This window comes from Methylobacterium sp. R2-1 (assembly GCF_014191355.1).
GTDB lineage: Bacteria > Pseudomonadota > Alphaproteobacteria > Rhizobiales > Beijerinckiaceae > Methylobacterium.
This window is the reverse complement of record NZ_JACHWM010000001.1, coordinates 419,769-440,973: the sequence shown is the minus strand read 5'-3', so window position 1 is coordinate 440,973 and position 21,205 is coordinate 419,769. Positions and strand designations below refer to the sequence as shown.

Here is a 21,205-nt window from a genome sequence, read left to right as displayed (position 1 = left end):
GCCCGGCCGTTTCCCGCGACCAGTGCGGCGAAACGGAACCGATCAGCGCCTCTCTCGATCGCGAAGGCACAGTTCGGGTGACTTCACTCGCCCGCCGCGCAGTCCGGACCGAAATGCGCTACGCCGCCCCGATCTACGCGTCCGCGCTCAGGCGCAGCAGGGCATCGATAAGCGGCTGCGCGCTCTCTATCACGGCCTGATTCCGGGTCTTGAGCGCAAGATCCGGCGCCTCCGGCACCTCGTAGGGCGCCGAGATCCCGGTGAAGTTGGGGATTTTGCCAGCTCTTGCACGGTCGTAGAGGCCCTTCGGATCGCGGGCCTCGCAGACCGAGAGCGGTGTGTCGATGAAGACTTCAAGGAAGGGGATGTCGCCTGCGATTGCCCGGGCCGTCGCACGCTCGGCGCGGAACGGTGAGATCAGGGAGACGATCACCACGAGGCCGGCATCCGCCATAAGACGCGCGGCCTCTGCAGCGCGGCGGATGTTCTCGACCCGGTCTGCCGCCGTGAATCCAAGATCTCGATTGAGCCCCTGACGCAGATTGTCGCCGTCGAGCACCATGGTGCTGCGGCCGGCTTCCGTCAGCCCCCGATCGACCGCGTCGGCAATGGTCGATTTTCCGGCACCGGAAAGACCGGTCAGCCACGCGATGGCCGGACGCTGCCCCATCCGTGCCCAGCGTCTCTCGCGCGGTTGCAGCGGCTGCCACGTCACATTCAAGCTATCATTTGCTGTGAGATTCATCGCCTTGAAGCGTTTTCCTTGGCTGCCACGATCGCCATCGATCGACGCTCTGAGTGCACCCGGTAAGGGTTTCCTCCGGCTCGAGCCGGCTGCGGCCGAGAAACGGCCCTCACAGCATGCGGAAAGGAAATGCTACGGTTTGAGCCAAAATGCAAAACTTACAGATGTTAACGCGTGCGTAGGATAAAAAATCCTACCGTCCTTCATCAGAAAGTCGATCGGCCAAGTATGGCAACGGGACGGGTGATTGGCTCGGATGGCGCCACTTTTCTTCATCCATCTGCCGAAGACGGGTGGGACAAGCCTGCGCCGCGCTGCCGAACAGATTTTTCCACGCTCAAAGATCCTTATGGCCTACGGGCGGGATGCGAAGACGACCAGCCCGTTCGCGAACACAGTGATGCATCACAGCCCGGAGATGTCGATCGAGAGTAAGCTTGCGGCGCTCTCCGACTACATCATCGCGCACGACATAGCCTTCTTCGCAAGTCACATGAGCGCGGCCTACCTGCCCTGCTACGACCCGGCCCGTGCATTCGCCTTGTTCCGGCCCGTGCCCGAGCAGGTGCTCTCGTACTATACTTTTCAGAAGGCGCAGAAGCGCACTCAGGACCACTTCGAGGCGTTCATCGAGAGGCCTGAGAACCGGAACATCCAGACCCGGTCCTTTGGCATTGCCGATCTCGATCAGATCGGCGTGATCGGGATCCTGTCGGACTATGCCGGTTTCATTTCGCGTCTCAACGCCCGCTTTGGCACCGCTTTCCCTGTGCTTCACCGCAACCGGCGTTCACCACTGAGCCGTTTGACCGCTCCCTCCCTTGGACCCGAGATGCGTGCGCACATCGAAAAACTGAATCCGGATGATGTCGATCTCTACGGCCGAGCCGAGGCGCGCTGGCGTCGAGATACGCGGTGATGAGGCACGTCTTGGTGACAAGCGGCAGCAGGCCTTTCAGCAGTTCTTTCCGCAAACAAGGTTTCTTCGGCACGCGGAACGCGCCTTCGCAGATTCTGCCATCACGGCCGTCCGACACGTCGAAGGCCTGAACTAAGCTGCATTGGACGTTGCGAATCGGATCCGGCTCGATTAGCGAGGGATGTGATCGCGTTCGAGCAGGGAGGCGCAGTATGGTTGTCGGCATCGTCTCCCCTCGCGCAGGATTCGCTTCGTCTCCTGCTGGAATCGCCTAGGCGCATTCCTCCGCCGCCCGACCTGATGGCTCTGGCGGCTGCCGCACCCTCCCTAGTCTGATCGCCGCGCCGCGCCTTCGAGCAGCGGTCGCCGCGTCTCTCGGAGCCGACGCTTCGCCGTCGGGCGCTGCCATGTCTCTGTCTTCTCCCCGGCGCGCGGACGTTGTCCGCCGCGTCCTCGCCTTCGTCGTCCGGGGTTGGCGCGAGCGCCTCGGTCTCGTTTCCGCCCTCGTGGCGGCGATTACGCTTGCCACACTGGCCGACGTGATGCTGCCGCTCTATGCCGGGCGCCTCGTCGACGCGCTCGCCGGTGCTGAGCGGCACGCCGCGCTGCAGGCGGCGCTGCCGGCCTTCGGCGCCATGACGGCGCTGAGCCTCGCAACGGTGCTGCTGCGCCACATCGCCTGGAGCCTCGTGGTGCCGCTGACGCTCGGCACGATGACCGACGTCGCCCGCCGGAGCTTTGCCCGAGTCCAGCGCTTCTCGACCGAGTGGCACGCCAATACCTTCTCGGGCTCCACCGTGCGCAAAATCTCGCGTGGGATGTGGGCGCTCGACGGGCTGAACGACGTGCTCCTGCTCTCCATCCTGGCCTCCGTCGTCGTGCTGGCGGGCACGACGGTGGTGCTCGGCCTGCACTGGCCGGTGATGGGCGCGGTGATCGGCCTCGGCGCGCTCGCCTATATCGGCACCGCAATCGTTCTGGCGACGCGGGTCATCGCCCCTGCGGCGACGCTCTCAAATGCCCTCGACACGCGGCTCGGTGGCGCGCTCAGCGACACGATCGGCAACAACGCGGTGGTGAAGGCCTTCGGTGCCGAGGCGAGGGAGGACGAGCGGCTTGCCCGGGTTCTGTCGAAATGGCGGCGCCGCACCCGGCGCACCTGGATGATCGTGACCTGGAGCGGCACGGCCCAGCTCGGACTTCTCCTCGCCTTTCGCACCGCCATCGTCGCCACGGCACTATGGTTGTGGTGGCAGGGCCAGGCGAGTCCGGGCGAGGTTGCCTACGTGCTCACCACCTACTTCGTGGTGCACGGTTATCTCCGCGACATCGGCGGTCACATCAACCACCTGCAGCGCTCGGTCAACGAGATGGAGGAACTGGTCGCCCTCGACGCCGAGCCGGTGGGTGTCGCCGACCGCCTGGGCGCGGTGCCACTCGCCGTGAGCGGCGGCGCGATCTGTTTCGACGCGGTGCGCTTCCACTACGGCACCCACGACACGCCGCTCTATGACGGGCTGACGGCGACGATTCCAGCCGGGCAGCGCATCGGCCTCGTCGGACGCTCGGGGTCGGGCAAGACGACCTTCGTCAAGCTGATCCAGCGGCTCTATGACGTGAGCGGCGGGCGCGTGCTCATCGACGGACAGGACGTGGCGGGCGTGACGCAGGCGAGCCTGCGGGCGCAGGTCGCTATCGTCCCGCAGGAGCCGGTGCTGTTCCACCGCTCGCTGGCCGAGAACATCGCCTACGGCCGGCCTGGTGCCTCGGCGGAGGCAATCGAGCGGGCGGCACGGCTTGCCAACGCGCACGACTTCATCGCGCGGCTGCCGAAGGGCTACGCCACGCTGGTGGGCGAGCGCGGCGTCAAGCTTTCCGGCGGCGAACGGCAGCGGGTGGCCCTCGCCCGCGCCTTCCTCGCCGACGCGCCAATCCTGATCCTCGACGAGGCGACCTCCAGCCTCGACTCGGAATCGGAGGCGCTGGTGCAGGAGGCGATGGAGCGGCTGATGCGCGGGCGCACCGCGATCGTCATCGCCCACCGCCTCTCGACCGTGCGCGCGCTCGACCGCATCCTGGTGTTCGAGCGCGGCCGCATCGTCGAGGACGGGCCGCACGCCGCACTGATGCGCCGTCCGAACGGAGCCTATCGCGCCCTGTTCGAGCGGCAATCGGTGCTGGCGGAGAGCGCGTGAGGGTCCTGTTCGTCTGCGGTCGGGCTCGCGCCCGCAGCCCGACCGCGGAGCAGGTCTTTTCGCACCTTCCCGGCGTCGAGACCGCTTCCGCGGGTGTCTCGGACGACGCCGACGAGCCCGTGGACGCCGACCACCTCGCCTGGGCGGAGATCATCGTGGTGATGGAGCGGGCGCACCGGCGCAAGCTGATGCGCCGCTTCGGACCGGCCCTGCGGCACGCCCGGATCGTCTGTCTGGACGTGCGCGACGACTACGCCTTCATGGACCCGGCGCTGGTGCGCCTGCTGGAGGCGCGGGCGGGACGGTTCCTCCCGCCTGGAAGCAAGGCTGGCTAAGCCGCTTGCTCGAACGCCCCACCTCGCAAAAACACCGACCCGAACAGATCCTTCGGATCCTCCGGTTCGGGGATGAGGTCGAGTCCCGGACCGGAGCCGGCGATGTCCCGCAGGCAGCGCAGGGCCGAAAAATCCTCCAGCGCGAAGCCGACCGAGTCGAACAGGGTGATCTCGTCCCGGCCGACGCGGCCCGGTGCGTCGCCGCGCAGCACGCGCCACAATTCGGTGACGGAATAGTCCGCAGGCATCTGCTGGATCTCGCCCTCGACACGCGATTGCGGCTCGTACTCCACGATCGTGCGGGCGCGTGCCACGATGTCCGGGTGCAGCTCGGTCTTGCCGGGGCAGTCGCCGCCGATGGCGTTGAGATGTTGGCCCGGCTGCACGAGGTTGGGGGTGAGGATCGTGGCGCGAGTCTTATCGGCCGTCGCCGTGGTCACGATGTCGGCATCCGCCACCGCCTCATCGACGGAACTGGCGCAGACGAGCCGCAATCCCTGGCCTTCGAGGTTGGCTCGCGCCTTCGCCATTGCCGCCGAATCGACGTCGAACAGCCGGATCTCGCTGATGCCGAGTGCCAGCTTGAAGGCGAGCGCCTGGAACTCCGCCTGCGCGCCGGTGCCGATCAGCGCCATGGAGCGGCTCTCGGGCCGCGCGAGCAGGGACGCCGCGAGCGCCGAGGTCGCCGCCGTACGCAGGGCCGTCAGCACGCTCATCTCGGAAATCAGCAGCGGATAACCCGTCGCCATGTCGGCGAGCATGCCGAACGCGACGACCGTCTGCTTGCCGAGCCGGGTGTTGCCGGGATGGCCGTTGACGAACTTGAAGGTATAGAGCTGCGCGTCCGCGATCGGCATCAACTCGATCACGCCGCCGGCCGAGTGGCTGGCGAGGCGCGGGGCGAGATCGAAATCCGGCCAGCGCAAGAAATCGGCGCGCAGGTAGGCAATGAGGCGACGCAGGATCGGCTCCGGCCCCTCCCGGCGCAGCAGAGCCGCCATCTCACCACTGCCGATGTAGCGCGTCACGTCCGTCTCCCGAGATGTGTCTCGGCGCGAGCATGGCTGAAAAAAGCGGACCATCGACAGCCGCAGATATGCGCGATCGGGACAGGTAATCGCTCGATCTGCTAAGCTCGGCTGCGCAAGGTGGGAAGCCCATGCTCGACGCGACCGATCGTCAGCTGATCGCCCTGCTGCGGACCGAGGCGCGAATGCCGGTGGCCAAGCTCGCGGCAGCCCTCGGCGTCACGCGAGCGACGGTACGGGCGCGGCTCGACCGTCTGGTGACGTCCGGCGTCATCACCGGCTTTACCGTCACGGTGCGGGACGTTGAGCCCGGAGGTGTGCGCGCGGTGACGCTGATCGAGGTGGATGGGCGCCATGCTGAGAGCGTGATTCGCCGCCTGTCCGGCCTACCGGAGATCAGGGCGCTTCACACCACCAACGGCCGCTGGGACATCGTCGCCGAGATCGAGGTTCCGACGCTGGGCGATTTCGACTCGCTGCTGCGCACGATTCGTCAGTTCGAGGGGATCGCCAATTCCGAGACCAGCATCCTGCTCGCGGCCCGCAAGGGCGGTTGAGTCAGGCGGCTGCGCCGTAGATCGCGGCAGCCCGCCCCTCGAATGCGTCGGTGAACTTGCGGAAGGCGCGGTCGAACATCGTGCCCATGAGGAGGCCGAGGGTCCGGCTCTTGAACTCGTAGGTGATGAAGAAATCGACCTCGCAGCCCCCGCCCTCCAGATCGCGGAATGTCCAGCGATTCTCCAGGTGCTTGAACGGGCCGTCGATGTATTCGGCGACGATCTTACGGTTCTCGCGGTCGAGGCTCACGCGCGTCGTGAAACGCTCGCGGATCGCCTTGTAGCCGACGCCCATCTCCGCGACCCGCACCTTCGTGCCGTTCGGCCCCTCGGCATCGCGCAGCACACGCAGCGACTCGCAGAGCGGCAGGAACTCGGGATAGCGCTCGATATCGGCGACGAGATCATACATCTGCGTCGCCGAGTGGCGCACTTTCCTCGTGATGCGGAAGGATGGCATTCGGGCTCAGGCGCTGACGGCGACGGGTGCGGGCTCGAGCTTGGCCAGACGGGCGGCCTTCAGCCGAGCGAAATCTTCGCCGGCGTGATGCGACGAGCGCGTAAGCGGCGTCGCCGAGACCAGCAGGAAGCCCTTGGCATAGGCCGTGGTCTCGTAGGCTTTGAACTCGTCCGGCGGCACGAAGCGCACGACCTCATGGTGCTTGCGGGTAGGCTGCAGATATTGGCCGATGGTGAGGAAGTCGACCTCTGCCGAGCGCAGGTCGTCCATGAGTTGCACGACTTCGTTCCGTTTCTCGCCGAGGCCGACCATGATGCCGGACTTGGTGAAGATCGTCGGATCGAGTTCCTTCACCCGCTGCAACAGGCGCACGGAGTGGAAGTAGCGGGCGCCGGGCCGGACGGTCACGTACTTGCCGGGCACGGTTTCGAGGTTGTGGTTGAACACGTCGGGCTTGGCCGCGACGACGACTTCGAGAGCGCCGGGCTTTCTCAGGAAGTCGGGGGTCAGGATCTCCACGGTGGTGCCGGGGCTCGCCCGCCGGATCGCGGCGATGGTGCGTGAGAAATGCTCGGCGCCACCATCCTTGAGATCATCGCGATCAACCGACGTGACCACGACGTGGTGAAGCCCGAGCTTGGCCACGGCCTCGGCCACCTTCTCCGGCTCCGCCCCGTCGAGCGCCTCCGGAAGCCCCGTGCGCACGTTGCAGAACGAGCAGGCGCGGGTGCAGGTATCTCCCATGATCATGAAGGTGGCGTGCCGCTTCTCCCAGCACTCACCGATGTTCGGGCAGCCCGCCTCCTCGCAGACGGTGACGAGGTTGTTGGCGCGGACGATGTCCTTGGTCTCGGCCCAGAGCTTCGAGCCCGGCGCCTTGACCCGAATCCAGTCCGGCTTCCGCTGGATGGCGGTGTCAGGCCGGTGCGCCTTCTCCGGATGGCGCGGACGCGCGGGTGCATCCAGCTTCGGCCGAGTGTCGTGGTTCAGGAGATCGAGGACGACGGCCATGGCGGTGCGGGGTAAGCCTCACGGGAGCCGGACCGGGCGACCCGGCCGCGTTCCTGACTTAAGACCTCGCGCTCTCGACGCATAGGGCGGGAGCGACAACCCGCCCCGGCCGTAACCCCGTCAGATCACGATCCTCAGTGCTTGTCGTGCCCAGGGGCCGAGGCGTAGCGCGCTGGGCCGGGGATGCGAAGCTCGGGCGCGTTCGGTGCGGTGTACTCGGCGGTCAGCGTCGGCTGGACACGGCCGGTGAGCGGCAGGCCGATCATGCCGGAATTCGCGGCGGCGACCTGGAGCGGCATCAGGCGGCCGGTGGCCGTCTGCACCACAGCGCGAGGCTGGACCGCCGGCAGGTAACCTTCGCGGTCGCTCTTCTCGTAGAAGACGTTGCCGCCGGCCGCGGCGACGTAGTGCATATTGTCGTACGGGAATTTGTAGCCAGCGGTGTGGAAGTGCAGCGCCGGGCCGACTCCCTCGTGGCGCGTGCCCGAGAGCAGCGCGTCGGCAACCTTCTCCAGGCGCGGCCGGTCCTGATCGCGCACGGGCTTCGTCAGCACGCCGTTGGCAAATTGCCGCTTCTGGCCGACGACCTCGCAGATCCGTCCGGGATAGGCCGGTGCGTCGAGGCGGTTCATCACCACCGTGCCGACGGCGAGCAGCCCCTCTTCGTCGCTGCGGTTCGACTCGAAATACATCGCCCGGGCGAGGCACTCCTTGTCGGCGGCAGTCGGCGCCTGCACGACCTTGGCGCTCGTCGCGATCGAACCCGTCGTCAGCTCCGCCTGATGCGGAAGCAGACCGCATCCCCCAAGACCCGAACCGGTCAGCGCTAGCCCGAAGAGGCAGAGAAGACGGAAGGTCCGGTCGGCTTGCATGCAGGCTCCTGAAGGCTAACGACGCTGGTTGATTAAGCTGGACCATTCTGCCTACAGGAGCAAAGAAACTGTTAAGCCTGGATCTCGAATCCGGGCGGGTGTGGCCTTTGTCACACGCCCGCCTCTAGGCTCCACGCGACGACGATTGAACGGAGCGGTAAGCTTGAGCGTTGGTCGCGCTGGAGCATCGTCAACGAAGGGTCGGGCCATGGTGGAAGCGAATGCGGAATCCCCTGTCGCCTTCGATGAGCGGATGCGCGAGGAGGCTGCCGCAGCCGGTCGCGCGGCGCTGGACGTTTCGCTGCAGCGGTTCACCCACGAGCAGCGCGACGCGTTCTGGAATGCGATCGGACTCTATTACTCGGCCCGCCGCCATCCCGGCGCCGACGAAGCCGCCATGCAGACTACCGCCGCGCTCGCCTGACCCCTTTTCGTCGAGGTCTCGATGCGCACCTCCGCCAAGATCGGGCTGTCCGCGCTCGTTGTCGTGCTGCTCGGTGGGGCGGCCTTCCTGCGCTTCATCGTCTATCCGGAATCCGCCTCGCTCGACGTGGCCGCGAGCAGCGGGTCGAGCCCGTCCCTGCCGGCGCCGAACCCGACGCTGATGCCCAGCGTCAACATCGCCCGCGTGGCGCGCTGGCGCGACGGTGCCAAACCGAAGGCGGCGGAAGGTCTGAGTGTCGCCGCCTTCGCCACGGGGCTCGACCATCCGCGCTGGCCTTATGTTCTGCCCAACGGCGATGTTCTCGTTGCCGAGAGCCAGGCGCCGAAATCCGGCGACCACTCGACCAGCGTCACCAATTGGGTCGCTGACAAGGTGAAGGGCATGGCCGGGGTTGGCGGCGCCAGCGCCGACCGCATCGTGCTCCTGCGCGACCGGGACGGCGACGGCGTTGCCGAGGAGCGCCACGTCTTCCTCAAGGGGCTCACATCGCCCTTCGGAATGGTGCTGGTCGGCTCCGACCTTTACGTCGCGAACGCGGATGCGCTGGTGCGCGTGCCCTATTCCGAGGGCCAGACGGAGATCGCGGCGAGCCCGGAAAAGGTCGTCGACCTGCCCGCCGGCATCAATCATCACTGGACCAAGAACGTCGTTGCGAGCCCGGACGGTCAAAAGCTCTTCATTACCGTCGGCTCGAACAGCAATGTCGGCGAGAACGGCCTCGACATCGAGAAGGGCCGCGCCGCGATCTGGGAATACACCCTCGCCACCAAGGCGATGCGCGAATACGCCAACGGCCTGCGCAACCCTAACGGCCTCGCCTTCGAGCCGGCGACGGGCAACCTATGGACGGTGGTGAACGAGCGCGACGAGATCGGCAGCGATCTCGTGCCGGACTACATCACCCGCGTGAAGGAGGGCGCCTTCTACGGCTGGCCGTGGAGCTATTGGGGCCAGCACGTGGACCAACGGGTGCAGCCACCGCAGCCGGAGAAGGTGAAGCTGGCGGTCGCGCCCGACTACGCCGTCGGCACGCACACGGCATCCCTCGGCATCGCGTTCTCGATGAAGTCGATGCTGCCGGACGCCTGGAAGAGCGGCCTGTTCGTGGCCCAGCACGGTTCGTGGAACCGCCGCCCGAAGAGCGGTTACAAGGTGATCTACGTGCCGTTCCAGGCTGGCAAACCCGCCGGCGCGCCAGTCGATGCGCTGACCGGCTTCCTCAACGCCGACGAGAAGGCCCAAGGCCGGCCGGTCGGTGTGGCGATCGACAAGGCCGGCGCGCTGCTGGTGACGGACGATGTCGGGAATACGGTGTGGCGGGTGACCGGGGCCACGGCGTCGAACTGATCCGGCTGCGCGCCATCAGTACAGATCGCCGTAGCCCGCGCCGACACCGTAGCCCTCGTCGAACACGTCCCGATAGCGGCGGACGGGCGGCCCGTAAGCCTCGTCTTCCCAGGTCCGACCGCGCGAGCGCACCGCCACCACGCCCTCGTCGTTGCCGCGTCGGGCCGAGCGCGCCCGCGTAGGCCGCTGGATCTCGGCCACCGGAGCGTCGCCGACACTGCCCTCGATGACGACGCGGGTGTTGGCCATCTTCTGCTGCTTCACCAGGGCGAACAGCGTGGCGGCGTTGCGCTGTGAGAGGCGAACGCAGCCGTGCGAGGCGGCGCGGCCGAGGCGGCGGGTGTGTGTAGTGCCGTGGATCGCGTGGCCGACCTGCGTGAAGAAGATCGCGTGCGGCATCGGCGCGTTGTCCCACTCGCGGGAGAAGTGACTCTTCTCCATGCGGAACGGCCGGTAGCTGCCGTTCGGCGTGTCGTGGCCCGCGACGCCCGTCGAGACGGGCCAGTTGTAACGGGGCGCGCCATCGACCGCGACGCTCATGCGCTGAGCATCCTTGTCGACGGCGATGAGGAGATCGGCCCGCGCCGCCGGGGCTGCGGCGATCAGGGCAAGACTCGCGAGAACCGCGAGGAGAGGCAAGCGCATGGCGATCGTCCCGAGTTCGATGCATGCAAAATGCGCCTCCTGCGCCGCGCTTCAAGCGGTGCGCCTCAACGCCGCGAACGCGAAGGCGTCATGGGCGCCTCACCGGGCCGACAACGCGCTGCGGACGAAGCCACGGGAGATGAGGCGGCTGTTCTCACGGGCGCGGCGTTCGGCCTCCATCAGGTCCGACAGCGCGTCGGTGATGGCGCAGCGCAGAGCAATCCCCGCATCGCCCTGCGTGCTGCTGAGATAGGCCTGGGCAATCTCCTCCACCGGGCAGGAAGCCGCTCTCTCCTGTCGCGGATCGGCGGAGCGGGCGGACGTGCCGTGGCTTCGCTCGGCCATCTGGGGCTTGGGCATGGTCTCTCTCCGACTCGGTGTGAGAACGAAGATAGAACGTGCCGAAATGGTTAACGAGACCTTACCGGGACCTGTCGAGGCTGTGGACATCCCGTTCGGCCGCGGCCGTCATGTCTTTAGCGCAGGCCGGAGCCGCTGAGCGGGTCGAAATAGGCATCGGTCGGGCTGCGAGAGAAACCCGCACCGCCGGAGATGCCGGCCCCTGCGGGCGCACCCCCTCCGCCCGATCCGATGCTGCCGGTCACGTCGTCCAACGGGCGCCGAGCCGCGGCCCCGATCCCGCCGCCGCCGGAACTCAGGCCAGCACCGCCGGGAGCGGCCGAGGCGCTTCCGCCGCCGAAGCTCAAGCCACCGGCATTGGTGGAAATGCCCGGCGTGGACATGCCGAGACCCGAGATTCCGGACGCGCCGCCGAAGCTCAAACCTCCGGGATTCGCGATGGCCATGGTCGCGGTGGGCGCCGCGACCGTCGCGACCGTCGAAGTGGGACCGAAAGGAAGACCGGGCGCGGTGAAGCCGGAGGGCAGGCCGCCGCCGGCAGAGGTCTGTGCCAGGGCGGGCGCGCCACCGAGCCCCAAACTCAGGACCAGCAGGCCAAACCGAAGCGTCCGCTTCCCCGCCATCGCGATTCCCTCCCCTGCATAAGCCTTCGCGAGCATGGAGGGGCAACGCCGGGTCGGCGGCGCAGTTGCCGCTGTGCCGACAGGAGGCTGCAATGCTGGCAGATCGGTTCTGTCCCCCGAACAGGCACAACAACGACGGCCAAGAGCGGCACGGGCAGTCGAAGCGTCGGCCCGCCGAGGAGAAGCGCTGAGGCTTCGAAAGCGCGACGAAGTCGGACGGTTGGACAGGTTGTGTAAGGGGTATGACGATTACAGTGATATCGACCTACACTTTTCGATCGCCGATCCTCGCACGATGCTCGTCCACGAAGGCCAAAGCCGAACCCCGGGCATCGACCGTCGCCTCGCCTGGTCGTTCGCGGGGATCGCCGGCGCATTGAACGCCGCCGGCTTCTGCGCCTTCGGGACCTTCTCCTCGAACATGACCGGAAACGTGTCGGCCCTCGCCGATCACCTTGGCCTCGGCCAATTGGCACTTGCCCTGCCGATTCTGGCGCTGATTGCCGCCTTCATGGCCGGGGCCATGAGTGCGACGCTGCTCATCAGCGCGGGCCGCCATCGCCGGCTGTACGGCGTCTACGCCTACAGCGTTCTGACCGAAGCCGTGTTGCTCGTCAGCCTCGGCCTCCTCGGTCTCTGGCTGCCTGCAGGGTGGCACGGCGCCATTCTCGTGACCGGGCTCAGCTTTCTGCTCGGCCTGCAGAACGCCACGATCACACAGATCACCGATGCGCGGGTGCGCACCACCCATGTGACCGGCATGGTGACGGATCTCGGCATCGGCCTCGCTCACCGACTGTCGCGTGGTGATGACACCTTAGGACCGGATCGAGAGAAGATGCGGCTCTACGGCGTGACGGTGGCCGCCTTCCTAGCTGGGGGTGTCACGGGCGTGATGGCGTGGCGCGTTTTCGGCACTGCCCTTCTGTTCGTTGCCGCCGGCCTGCTGGCTCTGATGGCAATCCCCGGCATCGCTTCGGCGCGTCGACAGAACGCCTCCTGAGCGCTTCCCGAAAGCGGCCCATGCCGACACATCGGCGGCGTCGATGGAGGCGGCTAGGCGGCCGTGTGCCGGCCGCTGTCTCGGATGATCGTCCAGGCGCCGGTCGACCGAGCTCGCCTACTCATGCTCCTCGCGGAAGACGATGTAGCTCAACGGTCCAGCGCAAAGGAACAGCAGCAGCAGCGTGACGTAGAGGTGGACCTGCATCACGGTCAACGAAGCGTAGAGGCCAGCAAAGCCGATGACGAGCAGAAGGACACGTATGATCATGGAGCTGCAGGTCTTCGCATCAAGGGCGCTTGGCTCTCCGTGTACGAAGAGCCTCACCTGCGAGAATACAACCAAAGCTTATTTTGTAGGTGCCGGTACCACCTTCCACCGCTAAATTTCACGCTCCAGCGCGGGATGGTGCGAAGTCGGAGGGACACGTCAAAAAAGCGCGCGGGATCGCGGCATCACGCCTGGTCCTGCGCGCCCATTGAAGCCGTTTTCGGCTTTATCGGTCCCGTCAGGCGTGGATCACCCGGCCATAGGCGTCGAGGACGCTCTCATGCATCATCTCGGAGAGTGTCGGGTGCGGGAAGACCGTGTGCATCAGCTCTTCCTCGGTCGTCTCGAGGGTCATCGCGACGACGTAGCCCTGGATCAGCTCGGTCACTTCGGCACCGATCATGTGAGCCCCCAGCAACTGGCCGGTCTTGGCATCGAAGATCGTCTTGATGAGGCCGTCCGGTTCGCCCAGCGCAATCGCCTTGCCGTTGCCCGCGAAGGGGAAGCGGCCGACCTTGATCGAGAGGCCGAGATCCTTGGCCTTCCCCTCGGTGATGCCGACGCTGGCGATCTGAGGGTGGCAATAGGTGCAGCCCGGGATCTTGCCCTTGTCCATCGGGTGCGTGTGCAAGCCCTTGATGGTCTCGACGCAGATGACGCCCTCATGCTCGGCCTTGTGGGCGAGCATCGGCGGACCGGCGACGTCGCCGATTGCGTAGATACCGGGAACGTTGGTGCGCCCGAGCCCGTCGTTGACGACGACGCCGCGCTCGATCTTCACCCCGAGCTTCTCGAGACCGAGATTCTCGATATTGCCGACCACGCCGACGGCCGAGATGAGCTTCTCGGCGGTGAGTTGCTGCGTCTTGCCCTTGTCGTCCTCGACCGTGGCGGTGACCGAGTCGGCGCCCTTCTCGACCTTCGTCACCTTGGCGCCGGTGAGGATCTTGATGCCCTGTTTCTCGAAACGCTTGCGGGCGAGGCCGGCGATCTCGGCATCCTCGACCGGTAGGATCTGCGGCAGCAGCTCGATCACCGTCACCTCCGCACCCATGGTGCGGTAGAACGAGGCGAACTCGATGCCGATGGCGCCCGAGCCCATCACCAGCAGGCTCTTGGGCATCTTTTCCGGGACCATGGCCTCGTAATAGGTCCAGATCTGCTTCTTGTCGGGCTCGATGCCGGGCAGGACGCGCGGCCGCGCACCGGTCGCGACGACGATGTGCTTGGCCGAATAAGTGCCCGCACCCTTGGCGCCCTTCGGGGCTTCGGCGCGCTTGGTCTCCTTGACCGTGACCTTGCCGGGCTCGTTACCCTTGGCAGCGGACTCGATTGAGGCCTCGCCCCAGATCACATCGACCTTGTTCTTCTTCAGCAGCATACCGACGCCGCCATTGAGCCGGCTCGAAACGCCGCGGGAGCGCTTGACGATCGCCGCCGCGTCGAAGCTGACCTCCTTGGCCGAGAGGCCGTAATCGGAGGCGTGCTGCATGTAGTGGTAGATCTCGGCCGAACGCAGCAGGGCCTTCGTCGGAATGCAGCCCCAGTTCAGACAGATGCCGCCGAGATGCTCGCGGTCGATCACGGCAGTCTTGAAGCCGAGTTGCGCTGAGCGGATTGCGGTGACGTAGCCGCCGGGTCCCGCCCCGATGATGAGGACGTCGTAAGTTTCGGACATTCAGCTCTCCGCGCGTTCCCCTCCCCTCGCTGGGAGGGCGGTGTGGGACGGCGCGGGAGGCTCCGCACCGCTCTGTCCTGCACGTCACCGGTCCCTGGATCCTCCGTGTGGAAGGCATCTGGGACCGAAGAACGTCACACCAGCATTCCCATCGGGTTCTCGATCAGCGCCTTGAAGGCAGCGATCAGCTCGGCGCCCAGCGCGCCGTCGAGGACGCGGTGATCGCAGGAGAGCGTCGCGGTCATGGCCTGGACCACCGCCGGAGCGCCGTCCTTGACGACGACCCGCTTCTCGCCGGCACCGACCGCGAGGATCGTCGATTGCGGCGGGTTGATCACTGCCGTGAAGTGCTTGATCCCGAACATGCCGAGGTTCGACACCGAGGTGACGCCGCCCTGGTACTCTTCGGGCTTCAGCTTCTTGGCGCGCGCACGGCCCGCAAAGTCCTTCATCTCGTTGGAGATGGTGGAGAGCGTCTTCTGATCGGCGTTGCGGATCACCGGCGTGAACAGGCCGCCGTCGATCGCCACCGCGACGCCCACTTCGGCGTGCTTGAAGCGCAGGATGCGGTCCTCCGCCCAGACAGCATTGGCGGCGGGGACGCGGGTGAGCGCGAGGCCCATCGCCTTGATGACGAAGTCGTTGACGGAAAGCTTGAACAGCGGCTTGCCGTCCTTGTCCTTGCCGGCTGCGCTGTTCAGCGTCTCACGCAGCTTCATCAGCGCATCGAGTTCGCAATCGACGGTGAGGTAGAAGTGCGGCGCGACCTGCATCGCTTCGGTGAGGCGCTTGGCGATGGTCTTGCGCATGCCGTCGAGGGGAACTTCCTCGAAACTACCCTTCTCGTAGAAGCCCTTGACCTGCTCGAGGCTGAGGCCGGCCGGGGCCCCGCCCGCGGTCGGCGCCTTCGGAGCGGGTTTCTCCGCGGACGGCGCGGCTGCAGTCTGCGCCTCGATTTTTGCCGACGCGCCGGCTTTGGCCGTACCACCCTCGATCGCCGCCTGGACGTCGCGCTGGATCACGCGGCCGTGGGGACCGGAGCCCTTCACGGCCGAGAGATCGACACCCTCCTGCTTGGCGATGCGGCGGGCGAGTGGCGAGGCGAAGACGCGGCCGCCGGATCCCTGAGCCGCAGGCTGGGCGGTGCCGTTCGGCTTGGCACCTTCGGGTGCCTGATCGACTCTGGCATAGGCGGCGTGAGCGCCGTCGGGCGCGGCGTTCTGATCGGGCGTAGCCTTCGGCTCGACCGGGGCGGTCTTCGCCTCGGCGCCGCCCTTGGGCGCCTGAACGCTGCCCGGATCCTCGCCCTCCTCGGCGATCAGCGCGATCAGCTCGTTGACCGGGACGTCGGCGGTACCCTCGGCCACGAGGATCCTGGCGAGCACGCCCTCATCGACCGCCTCGACCTCCATGGTCGCCTTGTCGGTCTCGATCTCGGCGATCACGTCGCCAGACTTGATGGCGTCGCCCTCCTTCTTGAGCCACTTGGCGAGGTTGCCCTTCTCCATGGTCGGGGAGAGCGCGGGCATCAGGACGTTGATCGGCATCGTATCGTTCCCGAGCGGCCTTGAAAGGAGGGGTCAGTTGAGGGCGTTGTTGGGGTCGAGGGTTTCCGCCTCCCACCCGGCACGGATGCGCTCGAAGGCTTCCTCCTCCGAGCTCTCCGTTTCCAGGGCGTAGGCGCGGGCGGCCTGCCGCGCGAGGTCGATCAGCAGGCGGCCCCAGGTCGCCGGATCGTCGAAGGCACGCCGGAGCGCCACGCTCACGGCCCCATCGACGATCGACGCGCGCACGATCTCGATCCCGCCCTGTTCCAGGGCGTCCGGTGGGATCTCAAGTTCTTCGAACTTTTCCGACATTTACTTCGGCTTACTTGTAGCAGACACTTTTGACCGCCTCGATTACCTCCGCCACGTTCGGCAGTGCCAACTTTTCGAGGTTGGCGGCGTAAGGCATCGGCACGTCCTTGCCGGTCACCCGCAGCACGGGCGCGTCGAGGTAGTCGAAGGCATCGGCCATCAGGCGAGCGACGATCTCGGCGCCGACACCCGATTGCGGGAATCCCTCCTCGACGCAGACGCAGCGACCGGTCTTCTTCACCGATTCCACCACCGTGGCGCTGTCCATCGGACGGATCGTGCGCAAATCGATCACCTCCGCCTCGATGCCCTCCTCGGCCAGCGCCTGAGCCGCCTTGAGGGCGTAGGTCATGCCGATGGAGAAGGAGACGATGGTCACGTCCTTGCCGGGGCGGTGGATGCGTGCCTTGCCGATCGGCAGGACGAAATCCTCGATCTCCGGCACCGGGAAAGACTGACCGTAAAGAATCTCGTTCTCGAGGAAGATGACCGGATTTGGATCGCGGATCGCGGCCTTGAGCAGGCCCTTGGCGTCGGACGCCGTATAGGGCGCAATCACCTTGAGGCCCGGCACGTTCGAGTACCACGCGGCGTAGTCGTGGCTGTGCTGGGCACCGACACGGGCAGCGGCGCCGTTGGGGCCGCGGAACACGATCGGACAGCCGAGCTGACCACCGGACATGTATAGAGTCTTGGCCGCCGAGTTGATGATATGGTCGATCGCCTGCATGGCGAAGTTGAAGGTCATGAACTCGACGATGGGCTTAAGACCCATGAAGGCCGCACCAACGCCGATACCGGCAAAGCCGTGCTCGGTGATCGGGGTATCGACCACGCGACGCGCGCCGAACTCCTGAAGCAGCCCCTGCGTGATCTTGTAGGCGCCCTGGTACTCGGCGACCTCCTCGCCCATCACGAGGACTTTCTCGTCCCTGCGCATCTCCTCGGCCATGGCGTCGCGCAGGGCCTCGCGCACGGTCGTGGTCTTCATGGGCGAGTCGGCGGGAAACTCTTCCATCACCGGGTCCGGCGCCTTGTTGGTGATGACGGCCGGCGAGGCCGGGGCGCGCTGCGCGTCATCGCCGGTCTTGGCGCTGGCGGCCGACTTGTCCGCCATACCCTCGGCCTGCATGTCGGGTGTCGGAGCCGGTGCGCCGCCGGAGGCGCCGTTAGGCTTGCCCTTGCCACCGCTCGCGGCGGCCGCCGACACGTCCTCGCCCTCTTCGGCGATGATTGCGATCGGCGTGTTGACGGCGACGTTCTCGGTTCCGTCCGAAACGAGGATCTTGGCGAGGATTCCCTCGTCGATCGCCTCGACCTCCATCGTCGCCTTATCGGTCTCGATCTCGGCCAGGACATCGCCGGCCTTGACCGGATCGCCCTCCTTCTTCAGCCATTTGGCGAGCTTTCCCTCCTCCATGGTCGGAGAGAGGGCGGGCATCAGGATGTCGGTCGCCATTTGCGCTGCTCTATCGATCCGGTTGCGTCGGTCGGGCGGACTGTTCGCGGGCTTGTTCTTGCGAAGGCCTCACCAAAAACCCCCGGGCCGGAACGGTCCAGGGGCGTGTCGGCGACACGTTCAGGCGCGGGCTTCGAGAAGGATATCGGTCCAGAGCTCGGAGGGATCGGGCTCGGGATCGTGGGTCGCGAAGTCGGCGGATTCGTTGACGACCTCGCGGACCTTGGCATCGATGCCCTTCAGGTCGGCCTCGGGGACGCCATGCGCCTCAATCAGGCGCTTGCGCACCATCTCGATGGGATCGTGCTCGTCGCGCATCTTCGAGACTTCATCCTTCGACCGGTACTTGGCCGGATCGGACATCGAGTGGCCGCGGTAGCGGTAGGTCTGCATCTCAAGGATGTAGGGACCTTCGCCGGACCGGGCGTGATGGATGGCGCGGGTTGCGGCCTCGCGGACCGTGCGCACGTCCATGCCATCGACCTGCTCGCCGGGAATGCCGAAGGACAGGCCGCGCTTGGAGAAATCCGTCTGCGCCGAGGCGCGGGCCACCGAGGTGCCCATGGCGTAGCGGTTGTTCTCGATGACGTAGACCACTGGCAGCTTCCAAAGAGCCGCCATGTTGAAGCTCTCGTAGACCTGGCCCTGGTTGGCCGCGCCGTCGCCCATATAGGTGAAGCTGACCTTGCCGTTCTTGAGGTAGGCGTCGGCGAAGGCGAGGCCGGTGCCGAGCGCGACCTGCGCGCCGACGATGCCGTGACCGCCGAAGAACTGCTTCTCGCGGCTGAACATATGCATCGAGCCGCCCTTGCCGCGGGAATAGCCGCCGCGGCGCCCGGTCAGCTCGGCCATCACGCCCTTGGGGTCCATGCCGCAGGCGAGCATGTGGCCGTGATCGCGGTAACCGGTGATGTTCTGATCACCGTCCTCACCCGCCATCTGCATGCCGACGACGACCGCTTCCTGGCCGATATAGAGGTGGCAGAAGCCACCGATCAGACCCATACCGTAGAGCTGGCCCGCCTTCTCCTCGAAGCGGCGGATCAACAGCATCTCGCGGTAGGCGTGAAGATCTTCATCTTTCGTGAATTGAGGAATATTCGGGGCCGGCCGATGTTGCGGTGCATCTGTTCCCGCCGCAGGTCTCCCTGCCTCGCTGCCTGCAGCCATCGGTGTCCTCCCGAAATCGCTCTGTTGGGAGGGGTTCTAGGGCAGCGATTTGCGGAAATCGAGGGGCGCGCTGACAGCCATCAAGTGCTGTTACCGTCACGGTTGCAACGGTGGATAATCTGCAAAGACAATCAAAATGAATCTTTTGAGTGTTTAGTCTAGCGGAAATAAAATTTAAGGGCCGATGATGACGAGGTCATTGGCATGCACGCGGCCGAGAACGACGCGGGCACGCTCCTCCAAGAGGTCACGATCGATCTGCTCGCTTCGCAGCAGGGAAACGCGGTGCTCCCAGGTCGCTCGCTCGGCCTTGGCAGCGTTCAGTTCCTGGGTCAGCCCGTAGGCTTCGACCTTGAGGACCCGCTTGGCCTCCAGACCGCGACTGCCGCTCTCGGCTTGATGCACGAAGTAGCCGACAACGAGAGCCGACACCGTCCAGAGAACGGCGGGGACGACGATGGCGCGGACGCGGCGACGGATGACCATGGCAGGTGGAAGTCTCGCCCGAACAGGGTGAAGAAAGCGTTTCCACAGCCGAGGTGCCCTTCGGAAAATGCGCACAAAAAAGGCGCGGCGCGCTCGTCCGGCCCGCCACGTCCCGATGCTGAGAAACGACTCGAAGTGCTTTCCGACGAAGTGGATACCGGCTCGGCAAAGGAAAGAGCGCCGAAGCCGAGACCGACTGACGCCGACCTAATGCAATCAGGTCGGATAAGGCTCTAGCGCCCGGCGAACTGGCGGATCGCGCTGCGACCGGCATAGAGCGCCTGCGCGCCCAGGCCTTCCTCGATGCGGATGAGTTGGTTGTACTTGGCCAGTCTGTCCGAGCGGGCGAGCGAGCCGGTCTTGATCTGCCCGCAATTCGTCGCGACCGCGAGGTCGGCGATGGTGGAATCCTCCGTCTCGCCCGAGCGGTGCGACATCACCGCGGTGTAGCCGGCGCGCTGGGCCATATCGACGGCGGCCAGGGTCTCGGTGAGCGAGCCGATCTGGTTCACCTTCACGAGAATCGAGTTGCCGGTGCCGGACTCGATGCCGCGGGCGAGCCGCTCGACATTGGTCACGAACAGGTCGTCGCCGACGAGTTGCACTCGGTTGCCGATCCGGTCGGTCAGCAGCTTCCAGCCCTCCCAATCATCCTCGGCCATGCCGTCCTCGATCGAGAGGATCGGGTAATCCTGCGTCAGCTTGGCGAGGTACTCGACCTGAGCCTCGATCGAACGGGTCTGACCTTCGCCCTCGTAGTGGTAGGCGCCGTCCTTGAAAAACTCGGTGGAGGCGCAGTCGAGCGCGAGCACCACGTCGCTGCCGGGCTTGAAGCCCGCCGCGTTGATCGATTCCATGACGAAGTCGAGCGCGGCCTCAGCGGAGGGCAGGTTCGGCGCGAAGCCGCCCTCGTCACCGACATTGGTGTTGTGACCGGCCTTCTTCAGAGCGGTCTTGAGGGTGTGGAAGATCTCCGCACCCATCCGCACCGCGTCGGACAGCGAGGTGGCGCCGACCGGCATCACCATGAATTCCTGGAAGTCGATCGGGTTGTCGGCGTGGGCCCCGCCATTGACGATGTTCATCATCGGCACCGGCAGCACCCGGCCCTGCACGCCGCCGACATAGCGGTAGAGGGGCAGACCGGCGGTCTCGGCGGCGGCCTTGGCCACGGCAAGTGAGACACCGAGGATGGCGTTGGCGCCGAGCCGCGCCTTGTTCGGCGTGCCGTCGAGCGCGATCATCGCCTCATCCACCGCGACCTGATCCTCGGCATCCATGCCGCCGATCGCGTCGAGGATCTCGGTCTGGACCGCGTCTACCGCCTTGAGCACGCCCTTGCCGTTGTAGCGGCTCTTGTCGCCGTCGCGCAGCTCGACCGCCTCGTGGGCGCCGGTGGAGGCGCCGGACGGGACCGCGGCGCGGCCGAAGGAGCCGTCCTCGAGGAGGACATCGACTTCGACGGTGGGATTGCCACGGCTGTCGAGAATCTCGCGGGCGGCGATATTGGTGATCGCTGTCATGGGCGCTCCTTGGCGGTGCATCGCGGCGGGGTCGTCTCGCGGATGCCGTCGAGGCCCGCGCGTGCTGCGACGCTCTGCATCGCGGGCTTATCCGCCAACCTCGGGACGTCGGCAAGCTCCCGGCGGGTGCTCCGAGCCGAGCCGTTTCCACAAAATCCGCTCAATGACGCAATTTTCTCAGGTCAGCGCGGCCGATCCGCAGGAATCCCTGGCAT

At 66.3% G+C, this 21,205-nt stretch carries 23 protein-coding genes; 7 read left to right on the top strand and 16 right to left on the bottom strand.

What is annotated here, in order from left to right; translation table 11 throughout:
* Nucleotides 1-133: 133 nt before the first annotated feature.
* On the bottom strand, nucleotides 134-745 hold the full coding sequence (gene cysC / locus FHU13_RS02250; RefSeq protein ID WP_183434214.1) for an adenylyl-sulfate kinase: 612 nt from the start codon (nucleotides 743-745) through the stop codon (nucleotides 134-136).
* Nucleotides 746-1,001: 256 nt separating this feature from the next.
* Between cysC and FHU13_RS02245 the strand changes: the two genes are divergently transcribed.
* From FHU13_RS02245 to FHU13_RS02235, 3 genes are all read left to right on the top strand, one after another.
* Entirely contained in the window at nucleotides 1,002-1,664 is a 663-nt protein-coding gene (locus FHU13_RS02245) for a hypothetical protein (protein WP_183434213.1), read from the top strand.
* Between the two features lie 407 nt (nucleotides 1,665-2,071).
* The gene (locus FHU13_RS02240) at nucleotides 2,072-3,859 is read left to right on the top strand and encodes an ABC transporter ATP-binding protein (protein WP_183434212.1); all 1,788 of its coding nucleotides are present in this window, start codon (nucleotides 2,072-2,074) and stop codon (nucleotides 3,857-3,859) included.
* Nucleotides 3,856-4,194, top strand: a complete 339-nt coding sequence (locus tag FHU13_RS02235) for a low molecular weight protein tyrosine phosphatase family protein (RefSeq protein WP_183434211.1) — start codon at nucleotides 3,856-3,858, stop codon at nucleotides 4,192-4,194. Before FHU13_RS02240 ends, FHU13_RS02235 begins: the two co-directional genes overlap by 4 nt.
* On the opposite strand, the gene FHU13_RS02230 is transcribed toward FHU13_RS02235, so the two are convergent.
* On the bottom strand, nucleotides 4,191-5,222 hold the full coding sequence (locus tag FHU13_RS02230) for an ornithine cyclodeaminase (protein WP_183434210.1): 1,032 nt from the start codon (nucleotides 5,220-5,222) through the stop codon (nucleotides 4,191-4,193). The genes FHU13_RS02235 and FHU13_RS02230 overlap by 4 nt on opposite strands.
* 131 nt (nucleotides 5,223-5,353) lie before the next feature.
* On the opposite strand from FHU13_RS02230, the gene FHU13_RS02225 reads away from it, so the two are divergent.
* Entirely contained in the window at nucleotides 5,354-5,779 is a 426-nt protein-coding gene (locus tag FHU13_RS02225; protein ID WP_183434209.1) for an Lrp/AsnC family transcriptional regulator, read from the top strand.
* Nucleotide 5,780: 1 nt separating this feature from the next.
* On the opposite strand, the gene FHU13_RS02220 is transcribed toward FHU13_RS02225, so the two are convergent.
* From FHU13_RS02220 to FHU13_RS02210, 3 genes are all read right to left on the bottom strand, one after another.
* On the bottom strand, nucleotides 5,781-6,239 hold the full coding sequence (locus FHU13_RS02220; RefSeq protein ID WP_183434208.1) for a type II toxin-antitoxin system RatA family toxin: 459 nt from the start codon (nucleotides 6,237-6,239) through the stop codon (nucleotides 5,781-5,783).
* A 6-nt stretch (nucleotides 6,240-6,245) separates the two neighbouring features.
* Nucleotides 6,246-7,250, bottom strand: coding sequence for a lipoyl synthase (lipA, locus tag FHU13_RS02215; protein ID WP_183434207.1), 1,005 nt, complete (start codon nucleotides 7,248-7,250; stop codon nucleotides 6,246-6,248).
* 134 nt (nucleotides 7,251-7,384) lie between these two features.
* Nucleotides 7,385-8,122, bottom strand: a complete 738-nt coding sequence (locus FHU13_RS02210) for a cell wall hydrolase (RefSeq protein WP_183434206.1) — start codon at nucleotides 8,120-8,122, stop codon at nucleotides 7,385-7,387.
* Nucleotides 8,123-8,330: 208 nt separating this feature from the next.
* Here FHU13_RS02210 and FHU13_RS02205 point away from each other — a divergent pair, with 208 nt between their 5' ends.
* Together FHU13_RS02205 and FHU13_RS02200 are read left to right on the top strand one after the other, a co-directional pair.
* Nucleotides 8,331-8,546 carry a hypothetical protein gene (locus tag FHU13_RS02205; RefSeq protein ID WP_183434205.1) on the top strand — a complete coding sequence of 72 codons (216 nt, stop codon included), beginning with the start codon at nucleotides 8,331-8,333 and terminating at the stop codon, nucleotides 8,544-8,546.
* A gap of 21 nt (nucleotides 8,547-8,567) precedes the next feature.
* Entirely contained in the window at nucleotides 8,568-9,914 is a 1,347-nt protein-coding gene (locus FHU13_RS02200) for a PQQ-dependent sugar dehydrogenase (protein WP_183434204.1), read from the top strand.
* Nucleotides 9,915-9,929: 15 nt separating this feature from the next.
* On the opposite strand, the gene FHU13_RS02195 is transcribed toward FHU13_RS02200, so the two are convergent.
* From FHU13_RS02195 to FHU13_RS02185, 3 genes are all read right to left on the bottom strand, one after another.
* Complete coding sequence (locus FHU13_RS02195; protein ID WP_183434203.1) at nucleotides 9,930-10,559, bottom strand: L,D-transpeptidase; 630 nt, start codon at nucleotides 10,557-10,559, stop codon at nucleotides 9,930-9,932.
* Between the two features lie 99 nt (nucleotides 10,560-10,658).
* Nucleotides 10,659-10,919, bottom strand: coding sequence for a hypothetical protein (locus FHU13_RS02190; RefSeq protein ID WP_183434202.1), 261 nt, complete (start codon nucleotides 10,917-10,919; stop codon nucleotides 10,659-10,661).
* A 116-nt stretch (nucleotides 10,920-11,035) separates the two neighbouring features.
* Entirely contained in the window at nucleotides 11,036-11,542 is a 507-nt protein-coding gene (locus FHU13_RS02185) for a 1,3-beta-glucanase (protein WP_183434201.1), read from the bottom strand.
* Nucleotides 11,543-11,576: 34 nt separating this feature from the next.
* On the opposite strand from FHU13_RS02185, the gene FHU13_RS02180 reads away from it, so the two are divergent.
* Nucleotides 11,577-12,545 carry a YoaK family protein gene (locus FHU13_RS02180; RefSeq protein ID WP_312889541.1) on the top strand — a complete coding sequence of 323 codons (969 nt, stop codon included), beginning with the start codon at nucleotides 11,577-11,579 and terminating at the stop codon, nucleotides 12,543-12,545.
* Between the two features lie 117 nt (nucleotides 12,546-12,662).
* On the opposite strand, the gene FHU13_RS02175 is transcribed toward FHU13_RS02180, so the two are convergent.
* The 8 genes from FHU13_RS02175 to eno form a co-directional block, all read right to left on the bottom strand.
* Nucleotides 12,663-12,815 (bottom strand): hypothetical protein, encoded by a 153-nt coding sequence (locus FHU13_RS02175; RefSeq protein WP_183434200.1) that lies wholly within the window; start codon nucleotides 12,813-12,815, stop codon nucleotides 12,663-12,665.
* 238 nt (nucleotides 12,816-13,053) lie between these two features.
* Nucleotides 13,054-14,493, bottom strand: coding sequence for a dihydrolipoyl dehydrogenase (lpdA, locus tag FHU13_RS02170; protein WP_183434199.1), 1,440 nt, complete (start codon nucleotides 14,491-14,493; stop codon nucleotides 13,054-13,056).
* A 134-nt stretch (nucleotides 14,494-14,627) separates the two neighbouring features.
* Nucleotides 14,628-16,040 carry a pyruvate dehydrogenase complex dihydrolipoamide acetyltransferase gene (locus tag FHU13_RS02165; RefSeq protein WP_183434198.1) on the bottom strand — a complete coding sequence of 471 codons (1,413 nt, stop codon included), beginning with the start codon at nucleotides 16,038-16,040 and terminating at the stop codon, nucleotides 14,628-14,630.
* Between the two features lie 33 nt (nucleotides 16,041-16,073).
* The gene (locus FHU13_RS02160; protein ID WP_183434197.1) at nucleotides 16,074-16,352 is read right to left on the bottom strand and encodes a DUF5076 domain-containing protein; all 279 of its coding nucleotides are present in this window, start codon (nucleotides 16,350-16,352) and stop codon (nucleotides 16,074-16,076) included.
* Nucleotides 16,353-16,362: 10 nt separating this feature from the next.
* Nucleotides 16,363-17,811 carry a pyruvate dehydrogenase complex E1 component subunit beta gene (locus FHU13_RS02155; protein WP_183434196.1) on the bottom strand — a complete coding sequence of 483 codons (1,449 nt, stop codon included), beginning with the start codon at nucleotides 17,809-17,811 and terminating at the stop codon, nucleotides 16,363-16,365.
* A gap of 120 nt (nucleotides 17,812-17,931) precedes the next feature.
* On the bottom strand, nucleotides 17,932-18,981 hold the full coding sequence (pdhA, locus tag FHU13_RS02150; protein WP_183434195.1) for a pyruvate dehydrogenase (acetyl-transferring) E1 component subunit alpha: 1,050 nt from the start codon (nucleotides 18,979-18,981) through the stop codon (nucleotides 17,932-17,934).
* A 174-nt stretch (nucleotides 18,982-19,155) separates the two neighbouring features.
* Nucleotides 19,156-19,467, bottom strand: a complete 312-nt coding sequence (locus FHU13_RS02145) for an FtsB family cell division protein (protein WP_003597459.1) — start codon at nucleotides 19,465-19,467, stop codon at nucleotides 19,156-19,158.
* 233 nt (nucleotides 19,468-19,700) lie between these two features.
* Complete coding sequence (eno, locus tag FHU13_RS02140; protein ID WP_183434194.1) at nucleotides 19,701-20,990, bottom strand: phosphopyruvate hydratase; 1,290 nt, start codon at nucleotides 20,988-20,990, stop codon at nucleotides 19,701-19,703.
* Nucleotides 20,991-21,205 lie beyond the last annotated feature (215 nt).

What these genes read in the sequence shown, in the direction of transcription:
- FHU13_RS02240 (WP_183434212.1), top strand. Translation starts at nt 2,072, where the DNA reads ATGTCTCTGTCTTCTCCCCGGCGCGCGGACGTTGTCCGCCGCGTCCTC.
- FHU13_RS02210 (WP_183434206.1), bottom strand. Translation starts at nt 8,122, where the DNA reads ATGCAAGCCGACCGGACCTTCCGTCTTCTCTGCCTCTTCGGGCTAGCG.
- FHU13_RS02200 (WP_183434204.1), top strand. Translation starts at nt 8,568, where the DNA reads ATGCGCACCTCCGCCAAGATCGGGCTGTCCGCGCTCGTTGTCGTGCTG.
- FHU13_RS02160 (WP_183434197.1), bottom strand. Translation starts at nt 16,352, where the DNA reads ATGTCGGAAAAGTTCGAAGAACTTGAGATCCCACCGGACGCCCTGGAA.
- FHU13_RS02245 (WP_183434213.1), top strand. Translation starts at nt 1,002, where the DNA reads ATGGCGCCACTTTTCTTCATCCATCTGCCGAAGACGGGTGGGACAAGC.
- FHU13_RS02195 (WP_183434203.1), bottom strand. Translation starts at nt 10,559, where the DNA reads ATGCGCTTGCCTCTCCTCGCGGTTCTCGCGAGTCTTGCCCTGATCGCC.
- lipA (WP_183434207.1), bottom strand. Translation starts at nt 7,250, where the DNA reads ATGGCCGTCGTCCTCGATCTCCTGAACCACGACACTCGGCCGAAGCTG.
- FHU13_RS02225 (WP_183434209.1), top strand. Translation starts at nt 5,354, where the DNA reads ATGCTCGACGCGACCGATCGTCAGCTGATCGCCCTGCTGCGGACCGAG.
- FHU13_RS02190 (WP_183434202.1), bottom strand. Translation starts at nt 10,919, where the DNA reads ATGCCCAAGCCCCAGATGGCCGAGCGAAGCCACGGCACGTCCGCCCGC.
- cysC (WP_183434214.1), bottom strand. Translation starts at nt 745, where the DNA reads ATGAATCTCACAGCAAATGATAGCTTGAATGTGACGTGGCAGCCGCTG.
- FHU13_RS02185 (WP_183434201.1), bottom strand. Translation starts at nt 11,542, where the DNA reads ATGGCGGGGAAGCGGACGCTTCGGTTTGGCCTGCTGGTCCTGAGTTTG.
- FHU13_RS02220 (WP_183434208.1), bottom strand. Translation starts at nt 6,239, where the DNA reads ATGCCATCCTTCCGCATCACGAGGAAAGTGCGCCACTCGGCGACGCAG.
- FHU13_RS02205 (WP_183434205.1), top strand. Translation starts at nt 8,331, where the DNA reads ATGGTGGAAGCGAATGCGGAATCCCCTGTCGCCTTCGATGAGCGGATG.
- eno (WP_183434194.1), bottom strand. Translation starts at nt 20,990, where the DNA reads ATGACAGCGATCACCAATATCGCCGCCCGCGAGATTCTCGACAGCCGT.
- FHU13_RS02145 (WP_003597459.1), bottom strand. Translation starts at nt 19,467, where the DNA reads ATGGTCATCCGTCGCCGCGTCCGCGCCATCGTCGTCCCCGCCGTTCTC.
- FHU13_RS02180 (WP_312889541.1), top strand. Translation starts at nt 11,577, where the DNA reads ATGGAGGGGCAACGCCGGGTCGGCGGCGCAGTTGCCGCTGTGCCGACA.
- pdhA (WP_183434195.1), bottom strand. Translation starts at nt 18,981, where the DNA reads ATGGCTGCAGGCAGCGAGGCAGGGAGACCTGCGGCGGGAACAGATGCA.
- FHU13_RS02155 (WP_183434196.1), bottom strand. Translation starts at nt 17,811, where the DNA reads ATGGCGACCGACATCCTGATGCCCGCCCTCTCTCCGACCATGGAGGAG.
- FHU13_RS02175 (WP_183434200.1), bottom strand. Translation starts at nt 12,815, where the DNA reads ATGATCATACGTGTCCTTCTGCTCGTCATCGGCTTTGCTGGCCTCTAC.
- lpdA (WP_183434199.1), bottom strand. Translation starts at nt 14,493, where the DNA reads ATGTCCGAAACTTACGACGTCCTCATCATCGGGGCGGGACCCGGCGGC.
- FHU13_RS02165 (WP_183434198.1), bottom strand. Translation starts at nt 16,040, where the DNA reads ATGCCGATCAACGTCCTGATGCCCGCGCTCTCCCCGACCATGGAGAAG.